This is a genomic window from Halomonas cerina (genome assembly GCF_014192215.1).
GTDB classification, from domain to species: domain Bacteria; phylum Pseudomonadota; class Gammaproteobacteria; order Pseudomonadales; family Halomonadaceae; genus Halomonas; species Halomonas cerina.
In genome coordinates this window covers 166,621-193,435 of the sequence record NZ_JACHXP010000008.1, presented here as the reverse complement: position 1 = coordinate 193,435, position 26,815 = coordinate 166,621, and the positions used below count along the sequence as shown (strand labels likewise).

At 67.0% G+C, this 26,815-nt stretch carries 18 protein-coding genes; 14 read left to right on the top strand and 4 right to left on the bottom strand.

Going from position 1 to position 26,815, the window contains the following annotated elements; genetic code table 11:
* Window positions 1-332 precede the first annotated feature (332 nt).
* On the top strand, window positions 333-1,604 hold the full coding sequence (locus FHR94_RS10075) for a malic enzyme-like NAD(P)-binding protein (protein ID WP_183325577.1): 1,272 nt from the start codon (window positions 333-335) through the stop codon (window positions 1,602-1,604).
* Window positions 1,605-1,614: 10 nt separating this feature from the next.
* On the opposite strand, the gene FHR94_RS10070 is transcribed toward FHR94_RS10075, so the two are convergent.
* Both FHR94_RS10070 and FHR94_RS10065 read right to left on the bottom strand, forming a co-directional pair.
* Window positions 1,615-2,379 carry a DUF481 domain-containing protein gene (locus FHR94_RS10070; RefSeq protein WP_183325576.1) on the bottom strand — a complete coding sequence of 255 codons (765 nt, stop codon included), beginning with the start codon at window positions 2,377-2,379 and terminating at the stop codon, window positions 1,615-1,617.
* Window positions 2,380-2,480: 101 nt separating this feature from the next.
* Window positions 2,481-5,009, bottom strand: coding sequence for a penicillin-binding protein 1A (locus tag FHR94_RS10065; RefSeq protein ID WP_183325575.1), 2,529 nt, complete (start codon window positions 5,007-5,009; stop codon window positions 2,481-2,483).
* A 263-nt stretch (window positions 5,010-5,272) separates the two neighbouring features.
* Between FHR94_RS10065 and pilM the strand changes: the two genes are divergently transcribed.
* From pilM to eno, 12 genes are all read left to right on the top strand, one after another.
* Window positions 5,273-6,334, top strand: coding sequence for a type IV pilus assembly protein PilM (pilM, locus tag FHR94_RS10060; RefSeq protein WP_183325574.1), 1,062 nt, complete (start codon window positions 5,273-5,275; stop codon window positions 6,332-6,334).
* A complete protein-coding gene (locus tag FHR94_RS10055; RefSeq protein WP_183325573.1) occupies window positions 6,331-6,891 on the top strand; it encodes a PilN domain-containing protein in 561 nt (186 codons plus the stop codon). Before pilM ends, FHR94_RS10055 begins: the two co-directional genes overlap by 4 nt.
* A complete protein-coding gene (locus FHR94_RS10050; protein ID WP_183325572.1) occupies window positions 6,888-7,526 on the top strand; it encodes a type IV pilus inner membrane component PilO in 639 nt (212 codons plus the stop codon). Before FHR94_RS10055 ends, FHR94_RS10050 begins: the two co-directional genes overlap by 4 nt.
* A complete protein-coding gene (locus FHR94_RS10045; RefSeq protein WP_183325571.1) occupies window positions 7,523-8,071 on the top strand; it encodes a pilus assembly protein PilP in 549 nt (182 codons plus the stop codon). Before FHR94_RS10050 ends, FHR94_RS10045 begins: the two co-directional genes overlap by 4 nt.
* 42 nt (window positions 8,072-8,113) lie before the next feature.
* Complete coding sequence (locus FHR94_RS10040) at window positions 8,114-10,222, top strand: type IV pilus secretin PilQ (protein WP_246389887.1); 2,109 nt, start codon at window positions 8,114-8,116, stop codon at window positions 10,220-10,222.
* A complete protein-coding gene (gene aroK / locus FHR94_RS19655) occupies window positions 10,222-10,764 on the top strand; it encodes a shikimate kinase AroK (RefSeq protein WP_183325570.1) in 543 nt (180 codons plus the stop codon). Before FHR94_RS10040 ends, aroK begins: the two co-directional genes overlap by 1 nt.
* 3 nt (window positions 10,765-10,767) lie before the next feature.
* Window positions 10,768-11,874 (top strand): 3-dehydroquinate synthase, encoded by a 1,107-nt coding sequence (aroB, locus tag FHR94_RS10030; RefSeq protein WP_183325569.1) that lies wholly within the window; start codon window positions 10,768-10,770, stop codon window positions 11,872-11,874.
* Between the two features lie 417 nt (window positions 11,875-12,291).
* The gene (gene gltB / locus FHR94_RS10025) at window positions 12,292-16,740 is read left to right on the top strand and encodes a glutamate synthase large subunit (protein WP_183325568.1); all 4,449 of its coding nucleotides are present in this window, start codon (window positions 12,292-12,294) and stop codon (window positions 16,738-16,740) included.
* Window positions 16,741-16,762: 22 nt separating this feature from the next.
* Window positions 16,763-18,181, top strand: coding sequence for an FAD-dependent oxidoreductase (locus FHR94_RS10020; RefSeq protein ID WP_183325567.1), 1,419 nt, complete (start codon window positions 16,763-16,765; stop codon window positions 18,179-18,181).
* A gap of 472 nt (window positions 18,182-18,653) precedes the next feature.
* Window positions 18,654-20,309, top strand: a complete 1,656-nt coding sequence (gene pyrG, locus FHR94_RS10015) for a CTP synthase (RefSeq protein WP_183325566.1) — start codon at window positions 18,654-18,656, stop codon at window positions 20,307-20,309.
* A 5-nt stretch (window positions 20,310-20,314) separates the two neighbouring features.
* On the top strand, window positions 20,315-21,166 hold the full coding sequence (gene kdsA, locus FHR94_RS10010; protein ID WP_183325565.1) for a 3-deoxy-8-phosphooctulonate synthase: 852 nt from the start codon (window positions 20,315-20,317) through the stop codon (window positions 21,164-21,166).
* 35 nt (window positions 21,167-21,201) lie between these two features.
* The gene (gene eno / locus FHR94_RS10005; RefSeq protein WP_183325564.1) at window positions 21,202-22,497 is read left to right on the top strand and encodes a phosphopyruvate hydratase; all 1,296 of its coding nucleotides are present in this window, start codon (window positions 21,202-21,204) and stop codon (window positions 22,495-22,497) included.
* Window positions 22,498-23,037: 540 nt separating this feature from the next.
* Here the strand turns inward: eno and fdxA are convergent.
* A complete protein-coding gene (fdxA, locus tag FHR94_RS10000) occupies window positions 23,038-23,361 on the bottom strand; it encodes a ferredoxin FdxA (protein ID WP_183325563.1) in 324 nt (107 codons plus the stop codon).
* A 184-nt stretch (window positions 23,362-23,545) separates the two neighbouring features.
* A complete protein-coding gene (mutS, locus tag FHR94_RS09995) occupies window positions 23,546-26,113 on the bottom strand; it encodes a DNA mismatch repair protein MutS (protein WP_183325562.1) in 2,568 nt (855 codons plus the stop codon).
* A gap of 161 nt (window positions 26,114-26,274) precedes the next feature.
* Between mutS and FHR94_RS09990 the strand changes: the two genes are divergently transcribed.
* Entirely contained in the window at window positions 26,275-26,799 is a 525-nt protein-coding gene (locus FHR94_RS09990) for a CinA family protein (RefSeq protein ID WP_183325561.1), read from the top strand.
* Window positions 26,800-26,815 lie beyond the last annotated feature (16 nt).

Below are 26,815 nucleotides of genomic sequence, written 5' to 3'. Positions count from 1 at the left end.
GCAGGGAATGATCTCGGTACTCGAGACGGTAAGAGGGCTTAGTCGTTTTTCATGAACCGCCGTGGTACGGAACCGTATGCCCGGTGGTGTGAGAGGACGGGGGAGGCGACTCCCCCTCCTACTCGATTCTGGGCCATGGTGTTGGGGCTGGCTGCCGGGTGGAGTGGTGTCGATAAGTGAAGTATTATGATGGGAATGTCTGGTATAAGTTGCGACAAATAGTCGGGATCGTCTTAAAACAAGCGTCCAATAGGGTAAATATTGACGAAAGTTGAGTGGCGGGAATTTTTTTTATATTCTCTTCCTCCCAATTCTGTATCCGGACCCACAGCATGACAGACGCGAAGCGACAAGCGGCACTGGACTATCACGCCAAACCCATCCCCGGAAAGCTGTCGGTGGAGCTGACCAAGCCGACCGCCACCGCCCGTGACCTTTCCCTGGCGTATAGCCCTGGCGTGGCCGAACCCGTCCGCGAGATTGCCCGTGATCCGGAAACCGCCTACCTGTATACCGGCAAGGGCAACATGGTGGCCGTGATATCCGACGGCAGCGCTATCCTCGGGCTCGGCAACCTCGGGCCCCTGGCCAGCAAGCCGGTGATGGAGGGCAAGGGAGTGCTCTTCAAGCGTTTCGCCGGCATCAACTCCACCGACGTGGAGGTCAACGCCGAGAGCCCGCAGGCCTTCATCGATACCGTGGCACGCATCGCCGATACCTGGGGCGGCATCAATCTCGAGGATATCAAGGCCCCCGAGTGCTTCGAGATCGAGCAGGCGCTGATCGAGCAGTGCAGCATCCCGGTCTTCCATGACGACCAGCACGGCACCGCCATCGTCACGGCTGCCGGCATGCTCAACGCCCTGGACATCGCCGGCAAGCGCCTCGAGGAGGCGCGGATCGTCTGCCTGGGGGCCGGTGCCGCCGCCATCGCCTGCATGAAGTTGCTGGTGGCCTGCGGAGCGCGGGCCGAGAATCTGATCATGCTCGACCGCAAGGGCGTGATCCATGCCGGCCGTGAGGACCTCAACCAGTACAAGGCCATGTTCGCCGTCGAGACCGACAAGCGGACCCTGGCCGATGCCATCGACGGGGCCGATGTCTTCGTCGGCCTCTCCGGCCCCGGCCTGATGACCGCCGACCATATTCGCGCGATGGCGCCCAACCCGGTGGTCTTCGCCTGCACCAACCCCGACCCGGAGATCCATCCGGACCTGGCGCGGGAGACGCGGCCCGACGTGATCATGGCCACCGGGCGCTCCGACTATCCCAACCAGGTCAACAATGTGCTGGGCTTTCCCTTTATCTTTCGCGGGGCACTGGATGTGCGGGCCACGCGCATCAACGAGGAGATGAAGGTGGCCGCGGTCCATGCCCTTAAGGACCTGGCGCGGGAGCCGGTGCCGAAGGAGGTGCTGGAGGCCTACGAGATGGAGTCGATGCACTTCGGTCCCGAGTACATCATCCCCACGCCGGTGGACGTGCGCCTGCTCGGGCGGGTCACGTCGGCGGTGGCCCAGGCGGCCGTCGACTCCGGCGTGGCGCGTCGGCCTTACCCGTCCCACTATCCGCTGAAGACCGTGGACGACGTCTACGGCGGCTGATCCCGCCAGGCTACCAGTTGTAGAGCAGCGAGGCGCTGGTGGTGCGATCAGTGCGTGCCGAGGCGCTCAGCGGTGGGCGTGAGATGTGCTCGATCTCATGGGAAAGCTTGAGGGCCAGGTGGGCATTGAGACGGGCCGTGATCGATGACAGCGAGCGCGTGGTGAGGTTGTCGTCGGTGCGCTCGATCGAGGCCTCCTGGGCGAAGCTCGCGCTCTCCGAGAGCGCCCAGTGGTAGTCCACGGCACCATAGCCGACGGCGAGGCGCTGGTTGGGGGCATCGCGGATGGCATCGAAGCGAAAGCCGGGCCCGGCCTCGACCGACAACTGGTGAGCATCGGTATCAAGCAGCTGTCGGCCGTAGCCGACAATGCTGGTGAGCTGGTGCTCATAGCCTCCGAAACGGTCCTTTTCCCAGCGGGCGAAGCCAAACAGGTAGTGGGGGCCCTCGAGCTCCAGGCGCTCGCGCAGGGCGACCAGATACTGTTCGGCGCTGGTCTCACTGTCCCGAGAGACGTTGCGCACCTCGCCCCGCAGGCTGTGCATCACATCGCCGGTCAGCCAGTTCAGGCGGCCCTTACCGATCAGGGTTTGGCTGTCGGTATTGCCCGATAGCTGGGTGAAGCCGAGTTCGGCCTCACCGCTGAAGACCGGGGTGTCTTCCTCGGGCGGTGGCGGGGCATAGAAGGGGCTGGCCTGGGCGCCGTCGGCGGTCCCCAGCAGCGCGCAGAGGGCCAGGCCCGGTATCAGGGAATGACGTGTCGCATGATACGGCATAACAAAGGCCCCGGGGACCGATCGCGGTGGCGGTCCTCAGCGGTTCGGTGAATGATGGCAAGGCGGGTGGCGTCCCTGCCACCCGGGTATGGGGATGGCCGCTAGAAGATGGCCTCGTAGGCACCAGTGCCCTGCGAGCCACTCTGCTGCTCGACCTCGCGTTCGATCCGGCGAGGCTGGTAGCCCGGCAGGTGGTCGGCTCGGAACAGCTCCTCGATGCCGCCGGGCTGGTCATCATGGAGCAGGCGGCCGGTGTCCGGATCGACGCGGCGCACGACCACGTCATCGGGACGCTCGGGCCAGCGCTCCGGCTGACCCTCCAGTGCCTTGCCCATGAAATCCATCCAGATCGGCAGGGCGGCCTGGGAGCCGTATTCGCCGGTCGGCTCGTTGTTGTCCTTGCCGACCCAGACGGTGGCGACGAGGTCGCTGTTGAAGCCGGCGAACCAGGCGTCGCGCTGCTCGTTGGTGGTTCCCGTCTTGCCGACGATGTCCTCGCGGCCGAGGGCGAGGGCGCCGCGGGCGGTGCCGCGCTCGACCACGTCGCGCAGCATGTCGCGAAGGATGTAGACGGCGGCTGGGTCGGCGACCCGGGGCGGTATGTCATAGCGCTGGCCATCGATCTCCACGCTTTCCTGGCCTTCCGGGCAGCGGCCGCAGGCGAGCCGCGGGCGAGCCTCGTCGATGACGGTGTCGTCGTCACCGCGGGTCACCCGTTCGATGAACCAGGGCGAGACCTGAAAGCCGCCGTTGGCCAGGACCGCGTAGGCATTGGCCATCTCCAGCGGGGTCAGGCTGGCACTGCCCAGGGCCAGGGAGAGGCCGTGAGGCAGCTGGCTCTCGGCGAAGCCGAAGCCTTCGAGGAAGCCGATGGTACGATCCAACCCGAGAGACTGCAGCACGCGGATGGTGACCAGGTTGCGGGAGCGGGCCAGGGCGGTGCGCAGTCGCGTCGGGCCGAGGAAATCGCCGCTGGAGTTGGCCGGCCGCCAGGTCTCGTTGCTGCCGTCTGCCACCACCACCGGGGCATCGTTGACCACGCTGGCTGGGGTCATCTCGCCGCTGTCCAGCGCCGCCAGGTAGACGAACGGCTTGAAGATGGAGCCGGCCTGGCGGCGCGCCTGGACGGCGCGGTTGAACTTGCTGGCATCGAAGTCGAAGCCGCCCTGGAGGGCCAGGATGGCCCCGCTGGCGGGCGCCAGGACGACCAGCGACCCCTCGGCATCCGGGCGTTGGGCGAGCCGCCAGCCGCCCTCCTCGCGCGACAGGATGCGCACCAGATCGCCGCGTTCGGCGATCTCGCCGGCCGCGGAGGGGGCGGCCCCGCGGCGGTTCGCGCCGCGGTAGGGGCGGGCCCAGTCGAGGCCCTCCCAGGCGATGCTGTGGACCTCACCGCGACGGGTCAGGACGCGCATCTCGCGGCCTTCGCTGGCCACTACGATGGCCGGCTCGAGCGGGCCATAGACGGGCGTGCGCTCCAGCACCTGCAGCCAGTTGCTGACATCGCCGTCGATGCCTGCGACCTCGGTCTGGCTGCGCTCGGCGGCACGCCGGGCGGTTTGCATGACCTCGGGGGACTCGGCCAGCTCCTCCTCGAGCCCCTGGCGCTCGGTGCGTTCCTGGGCCTCGGCCAGGCTCTGCGGGATGTCGGTCTGCTCTGGACCGCGCCAGCCATGGCGCGTGTCGTACTCGATCAGGCCGCGGGCCAGCGCCTCACGCGCGAGCTGTTGCAACTCGCCATCCAGGGTAGTGTGGATACGATAGCCGTCGGTATAGGCCTGGTCGCCATAGCGCTTCAGGGCGAACTGGCGGGCCATCTCGGCCACGTAGTCGGCCTCCACCTCGGTCGGGGTGACATGGCGGCGCGCGGTGATCGGCGACTGTACGGCCTCGTCGTAGGCGGCCGGGGCGATGTAGCCCAGTTCACGCATGCGAAACAGGATCCAGTTGCGACGGATCAGCGCCCGTTCGGCATTGGCCAGCGGGTTGAGGGCCGAGGGAGCCTTGGGCAGGCCGGCCATCATGGCGGTCTCGGCGAGGGTCAGCTCGCCGAGCGGCCGGCCATAGTAGACCTCGGCCGCCGCCGCGATGCCGTAGGCCCGGTTGCCCAGATAGATCTTGTTGACATAGAGCTCTAGGATCTCCTCCTTGGAGAGGATCTGCTCCATCTGCAGGGCCAGCAGGATCTCGCGGATCTTGCGGGTGAAGGTGCGGTCCAGCGTCAGCAGGTAGTTGCGGGCCACCTGCATGGTGATGGTGGACCCCCCCGACTGGATGTCGCCCCCGCTGGCCAACAGCTCCACGGCGGCCCGGGCGATGCCCTTGGGGTCGACGCCCTGGTGGTCGAAATAGCCGGCATCCTCGGCGGCCATCAGGGCCTGCACCATGGTGTCGGGAATCTCGTCATACGACACCGGCGTGCGGCGTTCCTCACCATACTCGCCGATCAGCTTGCCGTCACGGGTGTAGATGCGCAGCGGGGTCTGCAGCTCATAGTCCTGCAGCTGGCGGACGTCGGGAAGGCCGGGCGCGAAGTAGAGGGCGGCCCCTACCACCCCCAGCACGGCCGCGGTGCCGAGGGAGAGCAGCAGCCACAGTGCCGAGACGATCAGGGTTCTGAGAAACTTCATTGAGACGCGGTATCCATGCTGAGATCGAGAGCGGAGAGGCGGTGACTGACGATGAGGGGGTGTCCGTTGCGCCCGCCATTATAGGAAGGGGGCCGGGCGACCACCAGCGTTGACGACCCGCGGGATGGGGAGTCGTGTGAGATCGGGAAATATCATGTAACCTCTGATGCAGGATTCCGGTGAAGGTCGCTCATGCTTTCCTCCGGGGCCACCATCTCGAATGCGCGGTTCGCCGCACGATTCAGGCAGAGGCGTGACCTTTGATGCGATTGAGAGCAGCCGGCAAGGGACTCGTCGGTGTCGACATCACTTCGGCCACCGTCAAGCTCCTTGAACTGAGGCGCTCGGGGTCCACTCATCAGGTCGATAGCTATGCGGTTCGGCCGTTTCGCGAAGGCGCCGTCGTGGAGCGCCGGATACGCGACATGGATGCGGTGGTCGAGGCGCTCGGGCGGGCGGTGGAGCATGCCCGGCCGGCTTCCCGCCAGGCGGCCGTCGCGGTGCCGGCCAGTGCCGCCATCACCAAGACCCTCACCCTGCCCGCCTCGCTCAACGATGACGAGATCGAAGCGCGCATCCAGCTCGACTCCGACAAGCACATCCCCTTTCCGTTCAGCGAGGTCGCCTTCGACTTCCAGCGGCTGGGGCTGAATGCGCGCTATGGCGACCAGCAGGATGTCCTGCTGGTCGCCTGCCGACAGCAGGACGTCAGCCAGCTGACCGAGGCGCTGGTGGCGTCCGGCCTGACCCCTGCCGCCGTGGATGTCGAGTCCTTTGCCATGGAGCGCGCCTTCACCGCGTTGCGACCGCAGCTCTCGCCGACCTACGGTGATGAGGACTGTGTGGCCCTGGTGGACATTGGGGCCAACATGAATGCCTTCCACGTGCTGCGCGAGGGACGCATCACCTACAGTCGTGACACCGTCTTCGGCGGGCGCCAGCTGACCGAGGAAATCCGCAACCGCTACGGGCTGAGCCTGGAGGAGGCGGGGTTGGCCAAGAAGCGCGGTGGCCTGCCGGAAGACTACCCCGACAGCGTGCTCGAGCCCTTCCTGGATACCCTGGTTCAGCAAGTGGGCCGTTCCCTGCAGCTCTATTATACCGCCGGACGCAAGCACGAGGTGCGCCAGATGGTGCTGGCCGGCGGCACCAGTGTCCTGCCGGGACTGGCCGAACGTCTCACCGAGGAGAGCGGCATGGAGGTGGTGATTGCCAACCCCTTCCAGCAGATGCGGATCAATCCCCGCATCGATGTGCCAACCCTGGCCGGTGATGCGCCGGCCATGCTCACCGCCTGCGGGCTGGCGATGCGGGGCCGGCCATGACCATCGACATCAACCTGCTGCCCTGGCGAGAGGCGCGGCGGGCGCGCCGCAGCCGGCGCTTTCACGTGGCCCTGGTGCTGATGGCCCTCATCGGCCTGGGGGGCGGCTACGGGATGACCCGCTACTACGAGCAGCAGCTGACGGCCCAGCAGGCGCGTCATGCGCTGATTCGTGACAGGATGGCCGAGTTGGACCGCAACATCGAGCTGCTGGGACAATACGAGGCGCAGGTGGTCTCCCTCAGGGCGCAGCTCGAGGTCTTCCAGCGGCTCCAGACGGGACGCCCGCAGACCGTGCATGTCTTCAACGCCCTGGTGGCGAGCCTGCAGGAGGGCGTGCACTACGTGGGGCTCGACCGCCAAGGCGATCGACTACGCCTGGAGGGTCGCGCCGAGCGCAATCGTCAGGTTTCCGATCAGTTGCGGGCCCTCGAGGCGTCGCCGGTCTTCGATGTGCCGGTGCTCTCCGAGGTGGAGTCCTCGGATGCCATGCGCCGCTTCACCCTGACCGTGAGTCAGCACATGCCCGCGACGCCAGGCGGGGAGGGGGAACCATGAGCCTGTCCGGAGAGTTTCGCCGCCTGCGCGAGCTAGACTGGGGGGAGCTGGACATCAAGGAGGCCGGCAGCTGGCCCTTGCTGCTGCAGCTGTGCTGCGCTCTGTTGGTGATGGGGCTCACCTTCGCCGGCATGTACTGGTACCTGGCCGCCCCCAGGGCCGAGGCGCTCGCATCGGCTCGTGAAGAGGAGGCGCAGCTGCTGCGGGACTACCGCCGCAAGTCGGCCCAGGCGGCCGACCTGCCGGCGCTGCGCGCCCAGGTCGAGGCGCTCGACGCGCGCCTGTCGACGCTGGTGGCCATGCTGCCCGGCGGGGCCGAGATCCCCTCGCTGATCGACAGCATCAGCGAGACGGCCCTCGATAATCAGCTGACCATCGACATCATTCGCCTGCGCAGCCCGGAGACCCGCGAGTTCTACGTGGAGCGTCCCTTCGATATCCGGGTCCAGGGCGACTACCACCGTATCGCCTCCTTCATCGCCGGGATCGCCGACCTGCCACGGGTGGTGACCCAGCATGATTTCAGTCTCGCGCCGGTCGATGACGGGGGGCGCCTTCAGCTCTCCATGCTGGCGCGCACCTACAGCTATCGCTCCGATGAGGAACGAGCGGCGGCCGAGGAGGAGGGCTCATGAGTGTCTGGCCGGCAAGAGGGGGGGGCGTGGCCCTGCTGGTCGCCCTGGCCGGTTGCAGCGACGCCAACCTGGACACGCTCGAGCGTGAGCTCGCGTCGCTGCGTGCCGACCCTGGCGTGGATAGCCTGCTCCCCCTGCCCCCGCTGCCCGACACTCCCGCGGTGGACTATCGTTTCGCCGACGAGCGCAGTCCCTTCCAGGCCCGGCTGCCGGAGCCCGAGGCGCTGCCGCCAGGCGAGTCGGACCTGGAGCCCGACCGCTCACGTCCCAGGGAGCCGCTGGAGGCCTTCGACCTGAGTGCGCTTGAACTGGTCGGCACCCTCTCGGTGGGTGGCCAGCCGTCGGCACTGGTGCGCGCGCCGGACGGTACCGTGCACCGCCTGCGGGTCGGCGACCACCTGGGCAGCGACTTCGGCCGCATCGTCGGCATCACCGGACGCTCGGTGCAACTGGTCGAGATCGTGCCCACCGGGCGCGGCGACTGGGTGGAACGCAGTACCCGTCTGACGCTGGATGACCAACAAGCTGGGAATGACCAACAATAGGGTGTCGCCTCCTCGGAAGGGGGGCGACGCAGGGATAATGGAATGATAAACGCGTTGATGCATGGCCTCGCCACACTGATGCTGCTGGCCGTCTCCACGACGGCTATGGCGGCCTCCACGCTCACTGACCTGAGCTACCGCCGGGGAGGGGATGGCGCCCTCGAGGTGGACCTGGCCTTCAGTGGGCCGGTCCCCGAGGTGCGCGGCTATCGCCTCGATGATCCGCCCCGGCTGACCATCGATCTGATGGACACGGCCAGCGCCCTCGACCGTCGTCGTCAGGTCCTGGGCATCGGTGGAGTAGAGCGGGTGACCGCCCTGGAGGCCGGCGCCCGGACGCGCCTGGTCTTCGACCTCGAGCGCCCGCTGCCCTACAACACCGTCCAGCAGGGAGAACGCCTGCGCCTGAGCATCGGTGGTGGGGGCGAGGTGGCGGCGAGCCGGCCGACCACCGCGATGCCATCGACCACGGCGCCAGCGGTGTCCAGCACGGCCCCCACGGTGGAGGACATCGATTTCCGGCGCGGCGCCGGCGGCGCCGGTCGCCTGGTGGTCACCTTCGACCGTCCCGGGGTGGAGACCCGGGTCCGCGAGAGCGGCCGAAACCGCATTGTCGCCGAACTGCTGGATGTCGAACTGCCCGCCTCGCTGAATCAGGTCTACGATGTCAGTGACTTCGGCACCCCGCTTCAGCGCATTACCCCGCGCCGCGGACCGGACGGCGTGACCCTGGAGATCCAGGGCCAGGGAGAGTACGCGATGTTCTCCACCCAGAGCGGCCGCCAGTTGGTCATCGCCGCCGAGCCGGTCGCCCCGGCGAGCCGTGAGACACAGGAGCGCGAGGCCTTCCCCTACACCGGCGAGCGCATTACCCTGAACTTCCAGGACATCGCGGTGCGCTCGGTGCTGGCCATCATCGCCGACTTCACCGGGCTCAACCTGGTGGCCAGCGACAGTGTCACCGGCCGCGTCACCCTGAACCTCGAGGACGTGCCCTGGGACCAGGCCCTGGATCTGGTGCTCAAGAGCCATGGCCTGGCCAGCCGCCAGGAGGGCAACGTGATCGTGGTGGCCCCGGCCGAGGAACTGGCACAGATGGAGCGCCAGGAACTGGCGGCTCGGGAGCAGATGGAGACCCTGGCGCCGCTGGAAACCGAGTACATTCAGGTCAAGTACGCCAAGGCCTCGGAACTTGCAGCGCTGCTGCGGGGCGAGGAGGGCTTCGGTCTGCTCACCGAGCGCGGCAAGGTGGCGGTCGATCCGCGCACCAACACCCTGCTGGTCCAAGACACCGCCGAGCAGATCGCCACGATCATCCAGACCCTGGAGCGGCTGGACGTGGCGGTGCGCCAGGTACAGATCGAGGCGCGTATCGTCATCGCCCGGGACAGCGCCACCCGAGAACTGGGCATCAACTGGGGCGTGTCTTCCCCCCGTGACGGCGGCCGGATTGACGTATCCGGCGCTTCCACCGGTGAGCCCCTGGTATCGGAAGGGAGGCGGTTCGCCGAGGGCGATTTTGCCGGCCGGTTCAGTGCGCCAAGCGATACGCTGTTCAACCGAGGCGGGCTTACTGTCGACCTGGGCAGCGATAACCCACTGTCAGCCTTCAATTTTGGCTACCTGTCCGGCGATATCCTGTTGGATCTTGAGCTGCGCGCCCTGGAAAGCGAGGGCAAGAGCCAGACCATCTCCCAGCCGCGGGTGATCACCGCCAACCAGCGCACGGCGCTGATCAAGCAGGGCACCGAGATCCCCTACCAGGAGTCCACTTCCAGCGGGGCCACCAATACCGAGTTCAAGGAGGCGGTGCTGTCGCTGGAGGTCACCCCGCAGATCACCCCGGACAACCGCATCATCATGGACCTGGTGATCAACAACGACACCGTGGCCGACCAGAGCTTCAACGGGGCGCCGGCCATCGATACCAACGAGATTACCACTCAGGTGCTGGTGGATAACGGCGAGACCGTGGTGCTGGGCGGGATCCTGACTACCGAGCAGGTGCGCAGCCTGTTCAAGACCCCCTTCCTGGGGGACCTGCCGGTGCTCGGAAAGCTCTTCCGCTATACCGAGGAGGCCAATGATAAGGTAGAGTTGCTGGTATTCATCACGCCCCGAATACTGGACGACAACCTGGCCATTCGCTGATGCAGGCACTACCCAACCTGATCTTGGTCGGCCCCATGGGGGCCGGCAAGAGCACCATCGGCCGCCTCCTGGCGGCCGAGCTGTCACGCGACTTCTTCGACAGCGACCACGAGATCCAGGCCCGCTGCGGCGCCGATATCCCCTGGATCTTCGACGTGGAGGGGGAGGCGGGCTTCCGCGACCGCGAGACACAGATGATCCACGACCTGACCGGCCGGGAGGGCGTCGTGATCGCCACCGGCGGTGGCGCCGTGCTGCGCGAAGAGAATCGCCGCCTGCTGCGTGACAGCGGTACCGTGATCTACCTCTATACCACCGTGGAGCAGCAGCTCAAGCGCACCGCCAAGGACCGCAATCGTCCGCTGCTGCAGCGCGGCGACCGCGAGCAGGTGCTCCGGGAGATGTTCGCCCTGCGCGACCCCCTCTATCGCGCCACCGCGGACCTGGTGGTGCGCACCGACCGGCGCGGCCCGCGGGGCGTGGTCGGCGAGATCGTCAGGCGCGTACAGCGCCTGGTCGACCCCCTGCAATGCAAGGCCTGAATCATGACCGAGACCCGTTCCACCCCCACTACCCTGCGTGTGGCGCTCGGAGCGCGCAGCTATCCTATTCATATCGGTCCCGGGCTGCTCGGTGACCCCCAGTGGCTGGCGCCGTACTTGGCCGGTCGTCAGGTGATGATCGTCACCAATGAGGTGGTCGCGCCCCGCTACCTCGAGCGCCTGAAGCAGAGCCTGGCCGACGACTTGACGGTGTGCGAGCTGGTGCTGCCCGATGGCGAGGCCACCAAGACCTTGGCCTGCGTCGAACGGATCTGGGACGCCCTGCTCGAGGCGGGCTTCAACCGTCGCTGCACCTTGATCGCCCTCGGTGGCGGGGTGATCGGCGACATGGTCGGCTTCGCCGCCGCCTGCTACCAGCGCGGGGTGGCCTTCGTGCAGGTCCCGACCACGCTGCTCGCCCAGGTGGACTCCTCGGTGGGCGGCAAGACCGGAGTCAACCATCCCCGCGGCAAGAACATGATCGGGGCCTTCTGGCAGCCTCGGGCCGTGCTGATCGATACCGATACCCTGTCGACCCTGCCGCCCCGGCAGCTCTCCGCGGGGCTCGCCGAGGTGATCAAGTACGGCCTGATCCGCGATGCCGATTTTCTGGCCTGGCTGGAGGCCGAGATGCCGGCACTGCGGGGCTTGGCATCCGATGCCCTGACCCGCGCCATCGAACGCAGCTGTACGATCAAGGCTGAGGTGGTCGCCGAGGACGAGACCGAGCAGGGGGTGCGCGCCCTGCTTAACCTGGGCCACACCTTCGGCCATGCCATCGAGGCGCACCAGGGCTACGGCACCTGGCTCCACGGCGAGGCGGTGGGTGCCGGCATGCTGATGGCCGCCGAGCTTTCCCGCCGGCTGGGCTGGCTCGGCGAGGCGGAGACGGCGCGTGTGCGTGCGATCATCGCAGCGGCCGGGCTGCCGCTGGCCGCGCCGGCCAACATGTCGGTGGACGACTTTCTGGCCATCATGCGCCTGGACAAGAAGAACCTCGACGGTCGCCTGCGGCTGATCCTGCTGCGTGCCCTCGGAGAGGCCTGTATCCACGACGAAACGCCTGCCGAGACCCTCGCCGGGCTCCTCGAGGTCTTCCCGCGCCGCTGAGGCCGCTGTTCGACGCGCCCTGGACGACGCCCGCCTCCGTGCGGGCGTCGCCGTGTCAGGGTGAGACGCTCTGCGGGAATCCGTATGCCTTATGCCGGATCGGCATGGATGAGAGGGGCGTTGTTAGGCCAAAGTCTAGCCATGATTGGCGACAGCCTGTCGCGTCTGGCTGTCAGGCGCAAGCGTTTGACTTGGCAGGTTTTTTTTATCGAATGGCGATGCAAGTCGCGGATTTGGCACTGCTTTTTGTGGGCGGGGTGGGGCGACGGCATTGCGCCGGAGGGTCGGTCTGGCTATGCTGTCAGGCCTTTTGCCGAGCAGTCCAGGCGCCGCATGAGGCGGGTCGTGATAAAAGAAAAACATATAAAAATATCACGAACTGGCTGCCAAAGAAACCCTTTTACCTGAGGCGCGCCCATGAACAGAGGTCTTCATCAGCCCGGCGAGTTTCGTGACAACTGCGGGTTCGGCCTGATCGCCCACATGGAAGGCGAAGCCAGTCACGACCTGCTGAAAACCGCCATCGAGTCCCTGACCTGCATGACCCATCGCGGCGGCATCGCCGCCGATGGCAAGACCGGTGATGGGTGCGGCCTGCTGCTCAAGATGCCGGACGCCTTCATGCGCGAGGCCGCCCATGAGGCCCTGGGCGTGACCCTCGGCGAGACCTATGCCGCCGGCATGGTCTTCCTGCCCGATGACGATGCGCGCGAGGCGCATGGCCGCGAGGTGCTCGAGGCGGAACTCACCGCCCGGGGCCTCACGGTCCATGGCTGGCGTGACGTGCCCGTGGACGCGAGCGTCTGCGGCCCCCTGGCACTGGACTGCCTGCCGCGCATCCGCCAGCTGTTCGTGGAGCCGCGCCGCGAGGGGGCCGACCGCTTCGATGTCGACCTCTACATGGCACGGCGCCGGGCCGAGGAGAAGTTGCATGGCGAGGAGGATTTCTACGTCTGCTCGCTCTCCGCCGAGGTGGTCTCCTACAAGGGGCTAATGATGCCGGTCGACCTGCCGGCCTTCTACCGGGACCTCGGTGACGAGCGCCTCGAGACGGCGATTTGCGTCTTCCATCAGCGCTTCTCGACCAATACCGCCCCGCGCTGGCCGCTGGCCCAGCCGTTCCGCTTTCTGGCCCACAACGGCGAGATCAACACCATCGAGGCCAACCGCGGTTGGGCGAACTCGCGCAAGGAGAACTTCACCAGCGACAGGCTGCCCGATCTCGCCGAGCTCGACGAGATCGTCAACACCACCGGCTCCGACTCCTCGAGCATGGACAACATGCTCGAGGTGCTGCTCAGCGGTGGCATGGAGCTGCATCGTGCGGTGCGCATGATGGTCCCGCCGGCCTGGCAGAATGTGGAGCTGATGGACGGCGAACTGCGCGCCTTCTACGAATACAACTCCATGCACATGGAGCCCTGGGATGGCCCGGCCGGGGTGGTGATGACCGACGGCCGGCAGGCGGTGTGCATGCTCGACCGCAACGGCCTGCGCCCGGCCCGCTGGGTGATCACCAAGAACGGCTACATCACTCTGGCCTCGGAGATCGGCACCTACGACTACGCCCCCGAGGACGTGGTGGCCAAGGGCCGTGTCGGGCCCGGGCAGATCCTGGCCGTGGACACCGAGACCGGCGAGGTGCTGCACACCCGCGACATCGACGAGCGTCTCAAGTCCGCCTACCCCTACAAGCGCTGGCTGAAGCAGGAGGCCAACTATCTGGAGTCGGCACTGACCGAACTGGCCAGCTTCCAGAACATGGAGCCCGATGCCCTGGCCACCCAGCAGAAGATGTTCCAGGTCAGCTTCGAGGAGCGCGATCAGGTGCTGCGCCCGCTGGCCGAGAGCGGCCAGGAGGCGGTGGGCTCGATGGGCGACGACACGCCCATGGCGGTGCTCTCCGGCAAGCAGCGCCTGCTGACCGACTACTTTCGCCAGAAGTTCGCGCAGGTCACCAACCCCGCCATCGACCCGCTGCGCGAGGCGATCGTGATGTCGCTGGAGACCTGCATCGGCGCCGAGCGCAACGTCTTCAAGGCCACCCCCGAGCACGCTCACCGGCTGATCCTGACCACCCCGGTGCTGTCACCACGCAAGTTCACCGCCCTGCTGAACCAGGATGATCCCGACTTCACCAGTCACATCCTCTCGCTGGGCTATGATCCCGAGGCGACCAGCCTCAAGGGGGCGCTCCTCGAGCTCTGTCGCCAGGCCGAACAGGCAGTCCACGACGGCAAGGTGATCCTGGTGCTGTCCGACGCCGAGCTGGCCAAGGGGTTGGTGCCGATCCATGCGGCCCTGGCCGTGGGGGCCGTGCACCATCACCTCGGCCGCCTGGCACTGCGTCCGCGGGCCAACCTCGTGGTCGAGACCGGCTATGCTCGCGACGCCCACCAGATGGCGGTGCTGTTCGGCGTGGGCGCGACGGCGGTCTATCCCTGGCTGGCCTACCAGGTCATGGCCGACATGCACCGCACCGGCGAGCTTACCGGCAACCCGGCGGATGCCCGCGAGAACTACCGCAAGGGCCTGCAGAAGGGGCTATTCAAGATACTCTCCAAGATGGGGATCTCGACGCTCGCCTCCTACCGCGGCTCGCAGCTCTTCGAGGCGGTGGGCCTGGCCGAGGAGGTCATGGAGCTGTGCTTCACGGGCATGGCCTCGCGCATTCAGGGCACCGGCTTCAGTGAGCTGCAGCTGCAGCAAGAACTGCTGGCCAAGGAGGCCTGGACGCCCCGCAAGGGCATCGTCCAGGGTGGGCTGATGAAGTACGTGCATGGCCACGAATACCATGCCTACAACCCCGACGTGGTCAAGGCGCTGCAGGAGGCCGTGCAGGAGGGCGACTACACCAAGTGGAAGAAGTTTGCTGCCCTGGTCAACGACCGCGCCCCGGCCACCATCCGGGATCTGCTCAGGCTCACGCCGGCCGCCGAGCCGCTGCCACTGGAGGAGGTCGAATCGGTCGAGGCGCTGCTGCCGCGCTTCGACAGCGCCGGCATGTCGCTGGGCGCGCTGTCGCCGGAGGCCCACGAGGCCCTGGCTCAGGCCATGAACGAGGCCGGCGGGCGCTCCAACTCCGGCGAGGGGGGCGAGGATCCGGCCCGCTACGGCACCATCCGAAGCTCGAAGATCAAGCAGATCGCCTCCGGGCGCTTCGGCGTCACGCCGGCCTATCTGGTCAATGCCGAGGTGCTGCAGATCAAGGTGGCCCAGGGCGCCAAGCCCGGCGAGGGCGGCCAGCTGCCCGGCGGCAAGGTCAATGAGCTGATCGCCCGGCTGCGCTACTCCGTGCCCGGCGTCACCCTGATCTCGCCACCGCCGCACCACGACATCTACTCCATCGAGGACCTGGCCCAGCTGATCTTCGATCTCAAGCAGATCAATCCGGACGCTCAGGTCTCGGTCAAGCTGGTCTCGGAGCCCGGCATCGGCACCATCGCCACCGGCGTGGCCAAGGCCTATGCCGACCTGATCACCGTCTCCGGCTACGATGGCGGCACCGCGGCGAGCCCCCTGACCTCGATCAAGCACGCCGGCAGCCCCTGGGAGCTCGGCCTGCCCGAGGTCCACCAGGCGCTGCGCATCAACGGCCTGCGCGACAAGATCCGCCTGCAGACCGACGGTGGCCTGAAGACCGGCCTTGACGTGGTCAAGGCGGCGATCCTCGGCGCCGAGAGCTTCGGCTTCGGCACTGCGCCGATGGTGGCGCTGGGCTGCAAGTACCTGCGCATCTGCCACCTCAACAACTGCGCCACCGGGGTCGCCACCCAGATGCAGTACCTGCGCGACGAGCACTTCCGTGGCACCGTGGACATGGTCAAGCACTACTTCCGCTTCATCGCCGAGGAGGTGCGTGAGCTGATGGCCCTGCTGGGGGTGAGCCGGCTCACCGATCTGATCGGCCGCACCGACCTGCTCGAGGTGCTGGAAGGCGTCACCGCCTCCCAGCGCGGCCTCGACCTGACGCCACTGCTGGAGAACGACTTCGTGCCGGCCGACGCCCCGCAGTCCTGCCAGGTCAGCCGCAACGTGCCCCACGATCCGGGCGCCAAGAACCAGGAGGTGCTCGAGGCCCTGCGTGAGGCCATCGAGACCAAGGCCGGCGGCGAGTTCGACTTCGCCATCACCAATTGCGACCGCTCCGTGGCGGCGCTCATCTCCGGGGCCATCGCCAAGCGCTATGGCGAGGCGGGGCTCGAGGACGCGCCGATTACGGCTCGCTTCACGGGGGTAGCCGGCCAGAGCTTCGGGGTGTTCAACGCCCGTGGCCTGCATCTCTACCTGGAAGGCGATGCCAACGACTATGTGGGCAAGGGCATGAACGGCGGCAAGGTGGTGATCGTGCCGCCCCGGGAAAGCCGCTTCGAGAGCCACAAGACGGCGATCATCGGCAATACCTGCCTGTATGGTGCCACCGGCGGCAAGCTGTTCGCCGCCGGGACCGCCGGCGAGCGCTTCGGGGTGCGCAACTCCGGCGCCCATGCGGTCATCGAGGGGGCCGGCGATCACTGCTGCGAGTACATGACCGGCGGCCTGGTCGCCGTGCTCGGCGAGACCGGCGTCAACTTCGGTGCCGGCATGACGGGCGGGTTCGCCTATGTGCTCGACGAGGACCGGACCTTCGTCGACAAGTACAACCACGAACTGGTGGAGATCCACCGGGTGAATACCGAGACCATGGAAGCCCACCGGCGACATCTGCGGGAGGTCATCGAGGAGTACGTCGCGGAAACCGGGTCCAAGCGCGGCGAGGCGATTCTCGAGGACTTCAGCGAGTTTATCCGGCACTTCTGGCTGGTGAAGCCCAAGGCGGCGAGCCTCAAGAGCCTGCTGGATGAATCCCGTCGACGTCCCGAGTAAGCCAGTAGAGAGGAGCAATACCATGGCCAACCGGCTGAGCAACGATTTTCAGTTCATCGATGTGGGTCGCCATGACCCGCAGAAGAAGGACGCCCGCACCCGCTCGCGGGAGTTCGCCGAGATCTACGAGCCCTACAAGCCCCAGGAGGCGGCCAGCCAGGCGCATCGCTGCCTGCATTGCGGCAACCCCTACTGCGAGTGGAAGTGCCCGGTCCACAACTACATTCCCAACTGGCTGCAGCTGGTCAGCGAGGGCAATATCCTCGAGGCCGCCGAGCTGTCCCACAAGACCAACTCGCTGCCCGAGGTGTGTGGCCGGGTCTGCCCCCAGGACCGTCTCTGCGAGGGTGACTGCACCCTCAACGACGGCTTCGGGGCGGTGACCATCGGCTCGGTGGAGAAGTACATCACCGATACCGCCTTCGCCATGGGCTGGCGCCCGGACCTGTCCAAGGTCACCTGGACCGACAGGAAGGTGGCGGTGATCGGGGCCGGTCCGGCCGGGCTCGGCTGTGCCGACATCTTGGTGCGCAACGGCGTCAAGGCGGTGGTCTTCGACAAGTACCCGGAGATCGGTGGCCTTTTGACCTTCGGCATCCCCGAGTTCAAGCTCGAGAAGAACGTCATGGAGCGCCGTCGAGCGGTGTTCGAGGAGATGGGCATCGAGTTTCGTCTCGGCACCGAGGTCGGCAAGGATGTGCCCTTCGACCGTCTGCTCGAGGAATTCGACGCGGTGTTCCTCGGCATGGGCACCTACAAGTACATGGAAGGCGGCTTTCCCGGCGAGGACCTGCCCGGCGTGCACAAGGCGCTCGACTACCTGATCGCCAACGTCAACCACTGCCTGGGCTTCGAGAAGGACCCGGCCGACTACATCTCCCTGGAAGGCCAGAAGGTGGTGGTGCTGGGGGGCGGCGACACGGCCATGGACTGCAACCGTACGGCCATCCGCCAAGGCGCGACCAGCGTCACCTGTGCCTATCGCCGCGACGAGGAGAACATGCCCGGTTCGCGTCGCGAGGTGGCCAATGCCCGGGAAGAAGGCGTGGAGTTTTTGTTCAACCGCCAGCCGGTGGCGGTGGTCGGCGAGGACAAGGTCGAGGGCATCAAGGTGGTCCGTACCCGTCTCGGTGAGCCGGACGAGAACGGTCGACAGCGTCCCGAGGTGGTGCCGGGCTCCGAGGAGATCGTGCCGGCCGACGCCGTGGTCATCGCCTTCGGCTTTCAGCCGAGCCCGGCGCCGTGGTTCGAGACCGTGGGTATCGAGCTCGACGAGCGCGACCGGGTCAAGGCGCCCGAGCACGGCGCCTATCCTTTCCAGACCACCAACCAGAAGATCTTCGCCGGCGGTGACATGGTGCGTGGCTCCGACCTGGTGGTTACCGCGGTCTACGAGGGGCGCCAGGCCGGCGAGGGCATCCTCGACTATCTGGGCGTGTGAACCGCGAGCAACGGGCTTCGGGCCTCGAGAGCAGGACGGCGCTACCATCCTGCTCGAAGCTCGAAGCTCGAAGCTCGAAGCTCGAAGCTCGAAGCTCGAAGCTCGAAGCTCGAAGCCGATGACGCGGCTTTTCCGGCGACAGGCCTACGCGGGGGCGCTGTGAACCCCTCCCTGGGCGCTACCGATGCCATCCTTGGCATAGGACCCCCGCTTTGGCCTGTCCCCGGCGCCGCTCACTTCGTTGCCCCGCGCTTGCCGGGTGCCTGCCGCGGATGCACCATCCTGCTGGGCGCTGGGCGCTGGGCGCTGGGCGCTGGGCGCTGGGCGCTGGGCGCTGGGCGCTGGGCGCTGGGCGCTGGGCGCTGGGCGCTGGGCGCCCAAATTGAGCCATTGGTCGTAATCTGCTAGTCTGTCGTCCCATTCTGGCGCGGCTTCCTGCCGGGCCTACCGATCACGTTTCGACAGGTTCTCCATGACACGATATATCTTCGTGACCGGCGGCGTTGTGTCCTCTCTCGGCAAGGGCATCGCGTCGGCTTCGCTGGCGGCGATTCTCGAGGCCCGTGGCCTCAAGGTCACCATGCTCAAGCTCGATCCCTACATCAACGTGGATCCGGGCACCATGAGCCCCTTCCAGCACGGCGAGGTATTTGTCACCGAGGATGGCGCCGAGACCGACCTAGACCTCGGGCACTATGAGCGCTTCATCCGCACGAAGATGACCCAGGCCAACAACTTCACCACCGGGCGTGTCTACGAGCACGTGCTGCGCCAAGAGCGCCGCGGCGACTACCTGGGCGGCACGGTCCAGGTGATCCCGCACATCACCGACGAGATCAAACGGCGTGTCTATGCCGGTGGCAAGGGCTTCGACGTCGCGCTGGTCGAGATCGGCGGCACCGTGGGCGACATCGAGTCGCTGCCCTTTCTGGAGTCGATCCGCCAGATCAGAAGTGAGCTCGGCGCCAGCCGTGCCATCTTCATGCACCTGACGCTCGTTCCCTATATCAAGACCGCCGGCGAGACCAAGACCAAGCCGACCCAACATAGCGTCAAGGAGCTGCGCTCCATCGGCATCCAGCCCGATATCCTGATCTGTCGCAGCGAGGTCGAGTTGGAGGAGACCGAGCGGCGCAAGATCGCGCTGTTCACCAACGTCGAGGAGCGGGCGGTGATCCCGCTGCAGGACGCCGACACCATCTACCGCATCCCCCTGATGCTCCACGAGTTCGGCCTGGACGAGATCGTCTGCGACAAGCTGCGCCTCGAGGCGGGCGAAGCCGATCTCGCCGAATGGGTGAAGGTGCTCGATGCCAAGCTCAACCCGCTCAAGTCGATCAACATCGCCATGGTCGGCAAGTACATGGAACTGCTCGATGCCTACAAGTCGCTCAATGAAGCGCTGGTGCATGCCGGCATCCAGACCCGGATCAAGGTCAACATCGACTATATTGACTCCGAGGACATCGAGCGACACGGCCCGGAACGCCTGGCCGGCAAGGATGCCATCCTGGTACCCGGCGGCTTCGGCGAGCGCGGCGCGGAGGGCAAGGTCGCCACGGCTCGCTTCGCCCGCGAGAACAAGGTCCCCTACCTGGGTATCTGCCTGGGGATGCAGGTGGCGGTGATCGAGTTCGCGCGGAACAAAGCCGGCTGGGCCGATGCCAACTCCACCGAGTTTACCCACGACACCCAGCACCCGGTGGTGGGGCTGATCACCGAGTGGCTCTCTCCCGAGGGCAAGATCGAACTGCGTGACGAGGCCTCCGATCTGGGCGGCACCATGCGGCTGGGCGGGCAGGTCTGCCAGCTCAAGCCCGGCAGCAAGGCCCGCGAGGCCTACGGCAGCGACGAGATCGTCGAGCGCCACCGCCACCGTTACGAGGTGAGCAATCAGTTCATCGACGCGCTGGAACAAGCCGGTCTGGTGGTCTCCGGCAAGAGTGTCGACAACTCCCTGGTGGAGATGGTCGAGCTGCCTGACCATCCTTGGTATGTCGCCTGTCAGTTCCATCCGGAATTCACCTCCACGCCCCGTGACGGCCACCCGCTGTTCACCGGCTTCGTCAATGCCGCGCTGGAGCACAAGGTGGCCCGCACCCGCGCCCAGAGCGCCCCGCAGGAGTGAGCGTCATGTCCGTCCCGGAACGCCTGATCGATGTCGCCGGCCTCCGGGTCGGCAATCAACGGCCGCTGACCCTGTTCGGCGGCATGAACGTGCTGGAGTCTCGTGAGCTGGCGCTGGAAGTGGCCGAGGCCTATGTCGAGGTCACCGGGCGCCTGGGCATGCCCTACGTCTTCAAGGCCAGCTTCGACAAGGCCAACCGCAGCTCCATCCATTCCTTCCGCGGCCCGGGCCTGGAGAAGGGGCTTTCGATCCTCGCCGAGGTGAAGGCGCGCTTCGATGTGCCGATCCTTACCGATGTCCATGAGCCCTGGCAGGCGCAGCCGGTGGCCGAGGTGGCCGATGTCATCCAACTGCCCGCCTTCCTCGCCCGCCAGACCGACCTGGTGGTGGCCATGGCCGCGACCGGGGCGGTGATCAATATCAAGAAGCCCCAGTTCCTGGCACCCCACGAGATGCGCCATATCCTGCGCAAGTGCGAAGAGGCCGGCAACGACCGGTTGATCCTCTGCGAGCGCGGCACCAGCTTCGGCTACAACAACCTGGTGGTCGACATGCTGGGTTTCGGCGACATGAAGCAGACCGGCTATCCGCTCTTCTTCGATGTGACGCATGCCCTGCAGCGCCCCGGTGGTCGCGCCGACAGTGCCGGGGGGCGTCGCCAGCAGGTGGCGGAGCTGGCTCGGGCCGGGGTCGCCGTGGGGCTGGCGGGCCTCTTCCTGGAGGCCCACCCCGACCCGGCCAGCGCCAAGTGTGATGGCCCCTGCGCGTTGCCGCTGGAGCGTCTCGAGCCTTTTCTGGCCCAGGTCAAGGCCATCGATGACCTGGTGAAGGGCTTCGAGCCGCTCGAGATTTCCTGATGTTTCCCAACGCTGACACGACAAGGACCAACAAGATGACCAAGATTGTCGACATTCGTGCCCTCGAGGTGCTCGACTCCCGTGGCAACCCCACCGTCCAGGCCGCGGTACACTTGGAGAGCGGCGCCACCGGGGTGGCCTGTGCCCCCAGCGGGGCCTCCACCGGCTCCCGTGAGGCCTTGGAGTTGCGTGACGGTGACAAGAGCCGTTACCTGGGCAAAGGGGTGCTGAAGGCCGTCGAGGCGGCCAATGGCGCCATCCGCGAGCGACTCCTGGGCATGGATGCCCGCGACCAGCGTGGCCTGGACGAGGCCCTGCTCGAGCTCGATGGTACCGAGAACAAGGCCAAGCTCGGTGCCAATGCCATCCTCGCCGTGTCGCTGGCTGCCGCCAAGGCCGCGGCCAACGCCAAGGGCGTGCCGCTCTACGCGCATATCGCCGAGCTCTATGGTCAGCCGGGCCAGTTCCGGATGCCGGTGCCGATGATGAACATCCTCAACGGGGGCGAGCATGCCGACAATAATGTCGACATCCAGGAGTTCATGATCCAGCCGGTGGGCGCGCCCGACTTCCGCGAGGGCCTGCGTATGGGCGCCGAGATCTTCCATGCCCTGAAGAAGGTGCTGGCCGGCCGGGGCCTGTCTACCTCGGTGGGTGATGAGGGGGGCTTTGCCCCCAACCTGGCGTCCAACGCCGAGGCCCTGGCGGTGATCAAGCAGGCGGTCTCCGAGGCCGGCTATGCACTCGACACCGATATCACCCTGGCGCTGGATTGCGCCTCCTCCGAGTTCTACCGGGACGGCCAGTACAACCTCGCCGGCGAGGGCAAGAGCTTCGACGCCGAGGGCTTCGCCGACTACCTGGTGGAACTCTGCGAGGCGTATCCGATCGTCTCCATCGAGGACGGCATGGACGAGTCCGACTGGGACGGCTGGAAGGCGCTGACCGACAAGCTCGGCGGTCGGGTGCAGCTGGTCGGTGATGATCTGTTCGTCACCAATACCAAGATCCTCAAGCGTGGCATCGACGAGCGGATTGGCAACTCCATCCTGATCAAGTTCAACCAGATCGGCTCGCTCTCCGAGACCCTGGATGCCATCCGCATGGCCCAGGAGGCCGGCTTCACCGCGGTCATTTCCCATCGCTCCGGCGAGACCGAGGATACCACCATCGCCGACTTGGCCGTAGGGACCTGTGCCGGGCAGATTAAGACCGGCTCACTGTGCCGCAGCGACCGGGTCGCCAAGTACAACCGCCTGCTGGTCATCGAGCAGGAGCTCGGCCAGACGGTCGGCTATCCAGGCCGCGCAGCGATCCAGGGCCAGCACTAGGCGACATGTGTGGCCCCTGGCGCGTCGCCGTGTAGGAGATCGGCTATAAGGCGTCGAAGAGATCGGCGACATGTGGCGCAGGAAGGCCGGCGCCGGTGGCGTCGGTCTTTTTTAATTATATGATTTTAAAGGTATAACCCTGTCGTGTCGGTGCCGGAGAATGGGCCGTGATCCAGGCGCGGGGGGATTGAGTTGTCGGTCAAGGCTGCCAGAATGGACGCCGGGACATGGGAGAGCGACGCCCTCCCGGCAGGATGCAACGCGGGATGCCATAGCTAGACGGGATGCTATAGAGAGTGCGCCCGGTGCGACAGGGGGGTCGCCTCCGGGCAGGGACGACACTCAGGGAGTCGGGGCGGAAGGACCCGCTCAAGGAACGGCTGGGAGCGGGCGGCCCTAGGGGCCGCCCTTTTACCAAACAGTGTCTGTTCCCTTCCTTCTTGCGCCGATGGCGTCGACAGCCGTATAGCGAGACGCCGCCGCCTATCGTGAGACAGGCGGCGGCGTTTTTATCGGGGAGAGAAGCGGTCGCCGGCGTGATCAGCGCTCCAGCAGTTCCAGCTTGCCCGGCTTGCCGTCCCACTCCTCGGCGTCGTCCGGCGGGTCCTTCTTCTCGGTGATGTTCGGCCATACTTCGGCGAGCTCGGCGTTGATCTCGATGAACGACTCCTGCCCATCGGGCAACTCGTCTTCGGAGAAGATCGCCTCGGCCGGGCACTCGGGCTCGCACAGGGCACAGTCGATGCACTCGTCGGGGTGGATCACCAGGAAATTGGGGCCTTCATAGAAGCAGTCCACCGGGCAGACCTCGACACAGTCGGTGTACTTGCACTTGATGCAGTTTTCGGTGACGACGAATGTCATGCCAGTCTCCCTTCCTCGGGCCGGGGCAGGCCGCGGCCGATCTGTCGTGAATGATGAGTCATCGTTTATCAATCGGTTATAAGATCAATATGCTATAAGAAATAGTCGTTGTTATAATATGCAGACCTCAATCCGGTCATTCTAGTCGCGCCGTCGTCCCTCCCGCAAGCGAGATGCCGGCGTGTCACAGGCGGTCTCGCCAGCGGTAGAGGCACTCCAGGGCCTGGCGTGGCGTCAGGTCATCCAGGTCCAGGGTGGCGAGTTCATCCAGCAGGGGGTGCGCGGCGCTGGCGAAGAGGTCTGCCTGCTGCGGTGGCGGCGTGTCGCCCCGCGTCTTGCCCCCCTGGTCGATCTCCTGCTGCTCCAGGACGGCGAGCTTCTCCCGGGCTCGGCTGATCACGCCCTGGGGCACGCCGGCCAGCTGCGCTACCTGCAGGCCATAGCTCTGGCTGGCCGGGCCGTCTTCCACGCGGTGCATGAAGACGATGCCGTCTCGATGCTCCGTGGCCGTCAGGTGGACGTTGGCCACGCCTTCGGCCTGGTCGGCCAGCGCCGTCATCTCGAAGTAGTGGGTGGCGAACAGCGTGAAGGCCCGAGTGCGGGTCAGGTGTTCGGCGCTGGCCCAGGCCAGGGACAGGCCGTCGAAGGTCGAGGTGCCGCGGCCGATCTCGTCCATCAGGACCAGGCTCTGGTCGGTGGCATTGTGCAGGATGCTGGCGGTCTCGGTCATCTCCACCATGAAGGTCGACCGCCCCCCGGCCAGGTCGTCGGAGGAGCCGATACGGGTGAAGATACGGTCCACCGGGCCGATCACCGCCGCGTCGGCGGGCACGAAGCTGCCGGTATGGGCGAGCAGGGTGATCAGCGCGGCCTGGCGCATGTAGGTCGACTTGCCGCCCATGTTGGGGCCGGTGATCACCAGCATGCGGCGCTCGTCGTCCAGGTGCAGGTCGTTGGGCACGAAGGGCGCCTCGCTGACTCGCTCCACCACCGGATGGCGACCGCCGAGGATGGCCAGGCCAGGGGCCTCGGGCAGGTCCGGGCGCACGAAGTCGAGCGCCCGGGCCCGCTCGGCGAAGGCGGCCAGCACGTCCAGGCTGGCCAGGGCGCGGGCGCTGGCCTGCAGGGCGCCGAGCTCGGCGTTGAGGTCGTCGAGCAGGCTCTCGAAGAGCAGCTTCTCCCGGGCCAGGGCGCGGGACTTGGCCGACAGGGCCTTGTCCTCGAACTCCTTGAGCTCAGGGATGATGAAGCGCTCGGCGTTCTTCAGCGTCTGGCGGCGGATGTAGTCGGCGGGCGCATCCCGGGCCTGGGCGCGGGGGATCTCGATGTAGTAGCCATGCACCCGGTTGTAGCCCACCTTGAGACCGGGCAGGCCGGTGCGCTCGCGCTCCCGGGCCTCGAGCCTGACCAAATAGTCGCCGGCGTGCTCGGCGAGCCCGCGGTGCTCGTCGAGCTCGGCGTCGAAGCCCTCGGCGATCACCCCCCCGTCGCGGATCACCACCGGCGGATTTTCCACCAGGGCCCGGGCCAGGGTGTCGGCAAGCCCGGGATAAGGGCGCACATGGCGTTTCAAGTCGTCGAGCGTCGTGCCCTCGCTGAAGGCCGCCAGCGACGCCTCAAGCCCGGGCAGGGCGGCCAGGGCATCGCGCAGGCGGGCCAGGTCCCGGGGGCGGGCGCTGTAGAGGGCAACCCGCGCCAGGATACGCTCGACGTCGCCGATCGCCTTGAGAGTCTCGCGCAGCGGCTCGAAGGCGTCCTGGTCCAGCAGCAGCGCCACGGCGGCCTGGCGCGCCCCGACCTGGGCCCGGTCGCGCAGCGGGCGGTTGAGCCAGCGCTTGAGCAGGCGTGAGCCCATGGCGGTGGCGGTGGTGTCGAGCACGCTGGCCAGGGTGTTGTCGGCGCCGCCGCCGAGGTTCACGTCGATCTCCAGGTTGCGCCGGCTGGCGGCGTCGATCACCACGGCGTCGTCGCGGTTCTCCACACCGATGGCGGTGACATGGGGCAGTCCCGAGCGCTGGGTATCCCGGGCGTAGTCGACCAGCACCCCGGCGGCGGTGAGGGCGGCACCGAGGTGGGCGCAGCCGAAGCCGCGCAGGTCCTGGACCGCGAACTGGTTGCACAGGGTGCGGGTTGCGCTCTCGGGGTCGAACAGCCAGTCGCTCTGGCGGCGCAGGCCGCGGCGCTCGGCGAGCGCCGACGGCAAGGCCAGGCTCTCCGGCACCAGCAGCTCGGCCGGGTCCAGGCGGGTGAGCTCGGCGAGCATCTCCGCCTCGCCCTCCACCTCGAGCACGCTGAAGCGCCCGCTGGAGAGCTCCAGCCAGGCCAGCCCCCAGCGCTCCCCGGCCGCATGGATCGCCACCAGCAGATTGTCGCGCCGCGCATCGAGCAGGGCCTCATCGTAGAGGGTGCCGGGAGTGACGACGCGCACTACCTTGCGCTCCACCGGCCCCTTGGCGGCGCCGGGATCGCCCATCTGCTCGCAGATCGCCACCGATTCACCGGCCTGGACCAGCCGGGCGAGATATCCCTCGGCGCTGTGATAGGGCACCCCGGCCATGGGGATCGGCTGGCCCGCCGATTGGCCACGCTGGGTCAGGGTGATGTCGAGCAGGGCGGCGGCGCGCCTGGCATCCTCGAAGAACAGCTCGTAGAAGTCGCCCATGCGATAGAAGAGCAGCCCCTCGGGGTGCTCGCGCTTGATCTTCAGGTACTGGGCCATCATCGGCGTATGCGGGGTGCTGGCCTGTGACATGGGGTTCCTTGGCTGGCGATGGTGATGATGATGAACTGAAGGGGGTGGCACCGCGTCTCAAGTGCCATGCATGTCGTGAACAAAGGCAGTATTCTACGCACAAGCACGCCCGACGTCAGGAGCGCCAGGGCGTGTCCCGTGCCTGTCATCGGAGAATGCCCATGCCGGACCTCGATACGCAGCGGACGCTCGACCTGCGGCAACTCGCCGAGCGTCTCGGCGAGGCCTGTCGGGCCGGGAGGATAATGGTGACCACCGCCGAGTCGTGTACCGGTGGCGGCGTGGCCGCGGCGATCACCGACATCGCCGGTAGCTCCGACTATTTCGAGACCGGCTACGTGACCTATGCCAACGGCGCCAAGACGCGCCTGCTGGGGGTCCCCGAGGCGCTCCTTGCCACCCATGGTGCGGTCAGCCGCGAGGTGGTCGAGGCCATGGCGACCGGGGCCTGCCGCGAGAGCGGTGCGGACCTGGCGGTAGCCGTCAGCGGCGTGGCCGGTCCCGGCGGTGGCAGTGTCGACAAGCCGGTGGGCACCGTCTGGCTGGCCTGGGCCGACGCCGCCGGAACCCGCGCCGAGTGCCGGCACCTCCCCGGCGATCGCCGGGCGGTGCGCGAGCAGGCGGTCTGCGCTGCCCTGGCCGGCCTGGTCGCCTGTCTGGAGGCGAGTGTCGACCGGCGGACGTAAGGGCGTCGTCCTGGCT

What these genes read in the sequence shown, in the direction of transcription:
- FHR94_RS10075 (WP_183325577.1), top strand. Translation starts at nt 333, where the DNA reads ATGACAGACGCGAAGCGACAAGCGGCACTGGACTATCACGCCAAACCC.
- FHR94_RS10070 (WP_183325576.1), bottom strand. Translation starts at nt 2,379, where the DNA reads ATGCCGTATCATGCGACACGTCATTCCCTGATACCGGGCCTGGCCCTC.
- FHR94_RS10065 (WP_183325575.1), bottom strand. Translation starts at nt 5,009, where the DNA reads ATGAAGTTTCTCAGAACCCTGATCGTCTCGGCACTGTGGCTGCTGCTC.
- pilM (WP_183325574.1), top strand. Translation starts at nt 5,273, where the DNA reads ATGCGATTGAGAGCAGCCGGCAAGGGACTCGTCGGTGTCGACATCACT.
- FHR94_RS10055 (WP_183325573.1), top strand. Translation starts at nt 6,331, where the DNA reads ATGACCATCGACATCAACCTGCTGCCCTGGCGAGAGGCGCGGCGGGCG.
- FHR94_RS10050 (WP_183325572.1), top strand. Translation starts at nt 6,888, where the DNA reads ATGAGCCTGTCCGGAGAGTTTCGCCGCCTGCGCGAGCTAGACTGGGGG.
- FHR94_RS10045 (WP_183325571.1), top strand. Translation starts at nt 7,523, where the DNA reads ATGAGTGTCTGGCCGGCAAGAGGGGGGGGCGTGGCCCTGCTGGTCGCC.
- FHR94_RS10040 (WP_246389887.1), top strand. Translation starts at nt 8,114, where the DNA reads ATGATAAACGCGTTGATGCATGGCCTCGCCACACTGATGCTGCTGGCC.
- aroK (WP_183325570.1), top strand. Translation starts at nt 10,222, where the DNA reads ATGCAGGCACTACCCAACCTGATCTTGGTCGGCCCCATGGGGGCCGGC.
- aroB (WP_183325569.1), top strand. Translation starts at nt 10,768, where the DNA reads ATGACCGAGACCCGTTCCACCCCCACTACCCTGCGTGTGGCGCTCGGA.
- gltB (WP_183325568.1), top strand. Translation starts at nt 12,292, where the DNA reads ATGAACAGAGGTCTTCATCAGCCCGGCGAGTTTCGTGACAACTGCGGG.
- FHR94_RS10020 (WP_183325567.1), top strand. Translation starts at nt 16,763, where the DNA reads ATGGCCAACCGGCTGAGCAACGATTTTCAGTTCATCGATGTGGGTCGC.
- pyrG (WP_183325566.1), top strand. Translation starts at nt 18,654, where the DNA reads ATGACACGATATATCTTCGTGACCGGCGGCGTTGTGTCCTCTCTCGGC.
- kdsA (WP_183325565.1), top strand. Translation starts at nt 20,315, where the DNA reads ATGTCCGTCCCGGAACGCCTGATCGATGTCGCCGGCCTCCGGGTCGGC.
- eno (WP_183325564.1), top strand. Translation starts at nt 21,202, where the DNA reads ATGACCAAGATTGTCGACATTCGTGCCCTCGAGGTGCTCGACTCCCGT.
- fdxA (WP_183325563.1), bottom strand. Translation starts at nt 23,361, where the DNA reads ATGACATTCGTCGTCACCGAAAACTGCATCAAGTGCAAGTACACCGAC.
- mutS (WP_183325562.1), bottom strand. Translation starts at nt 26,113, where the DNA reads ATGTCACAGGCCAGCACCCCGCATACGCCGATGATGGCCCAGTACCTG.
- FHR94_RS09990 (WP_183325561.1), top strand. Translation starts at nt 26,275, where the DNA reads ATGCCGGACCTCGATACGCAGCGGACGCTCGACCTGCGGCAACTCGCC.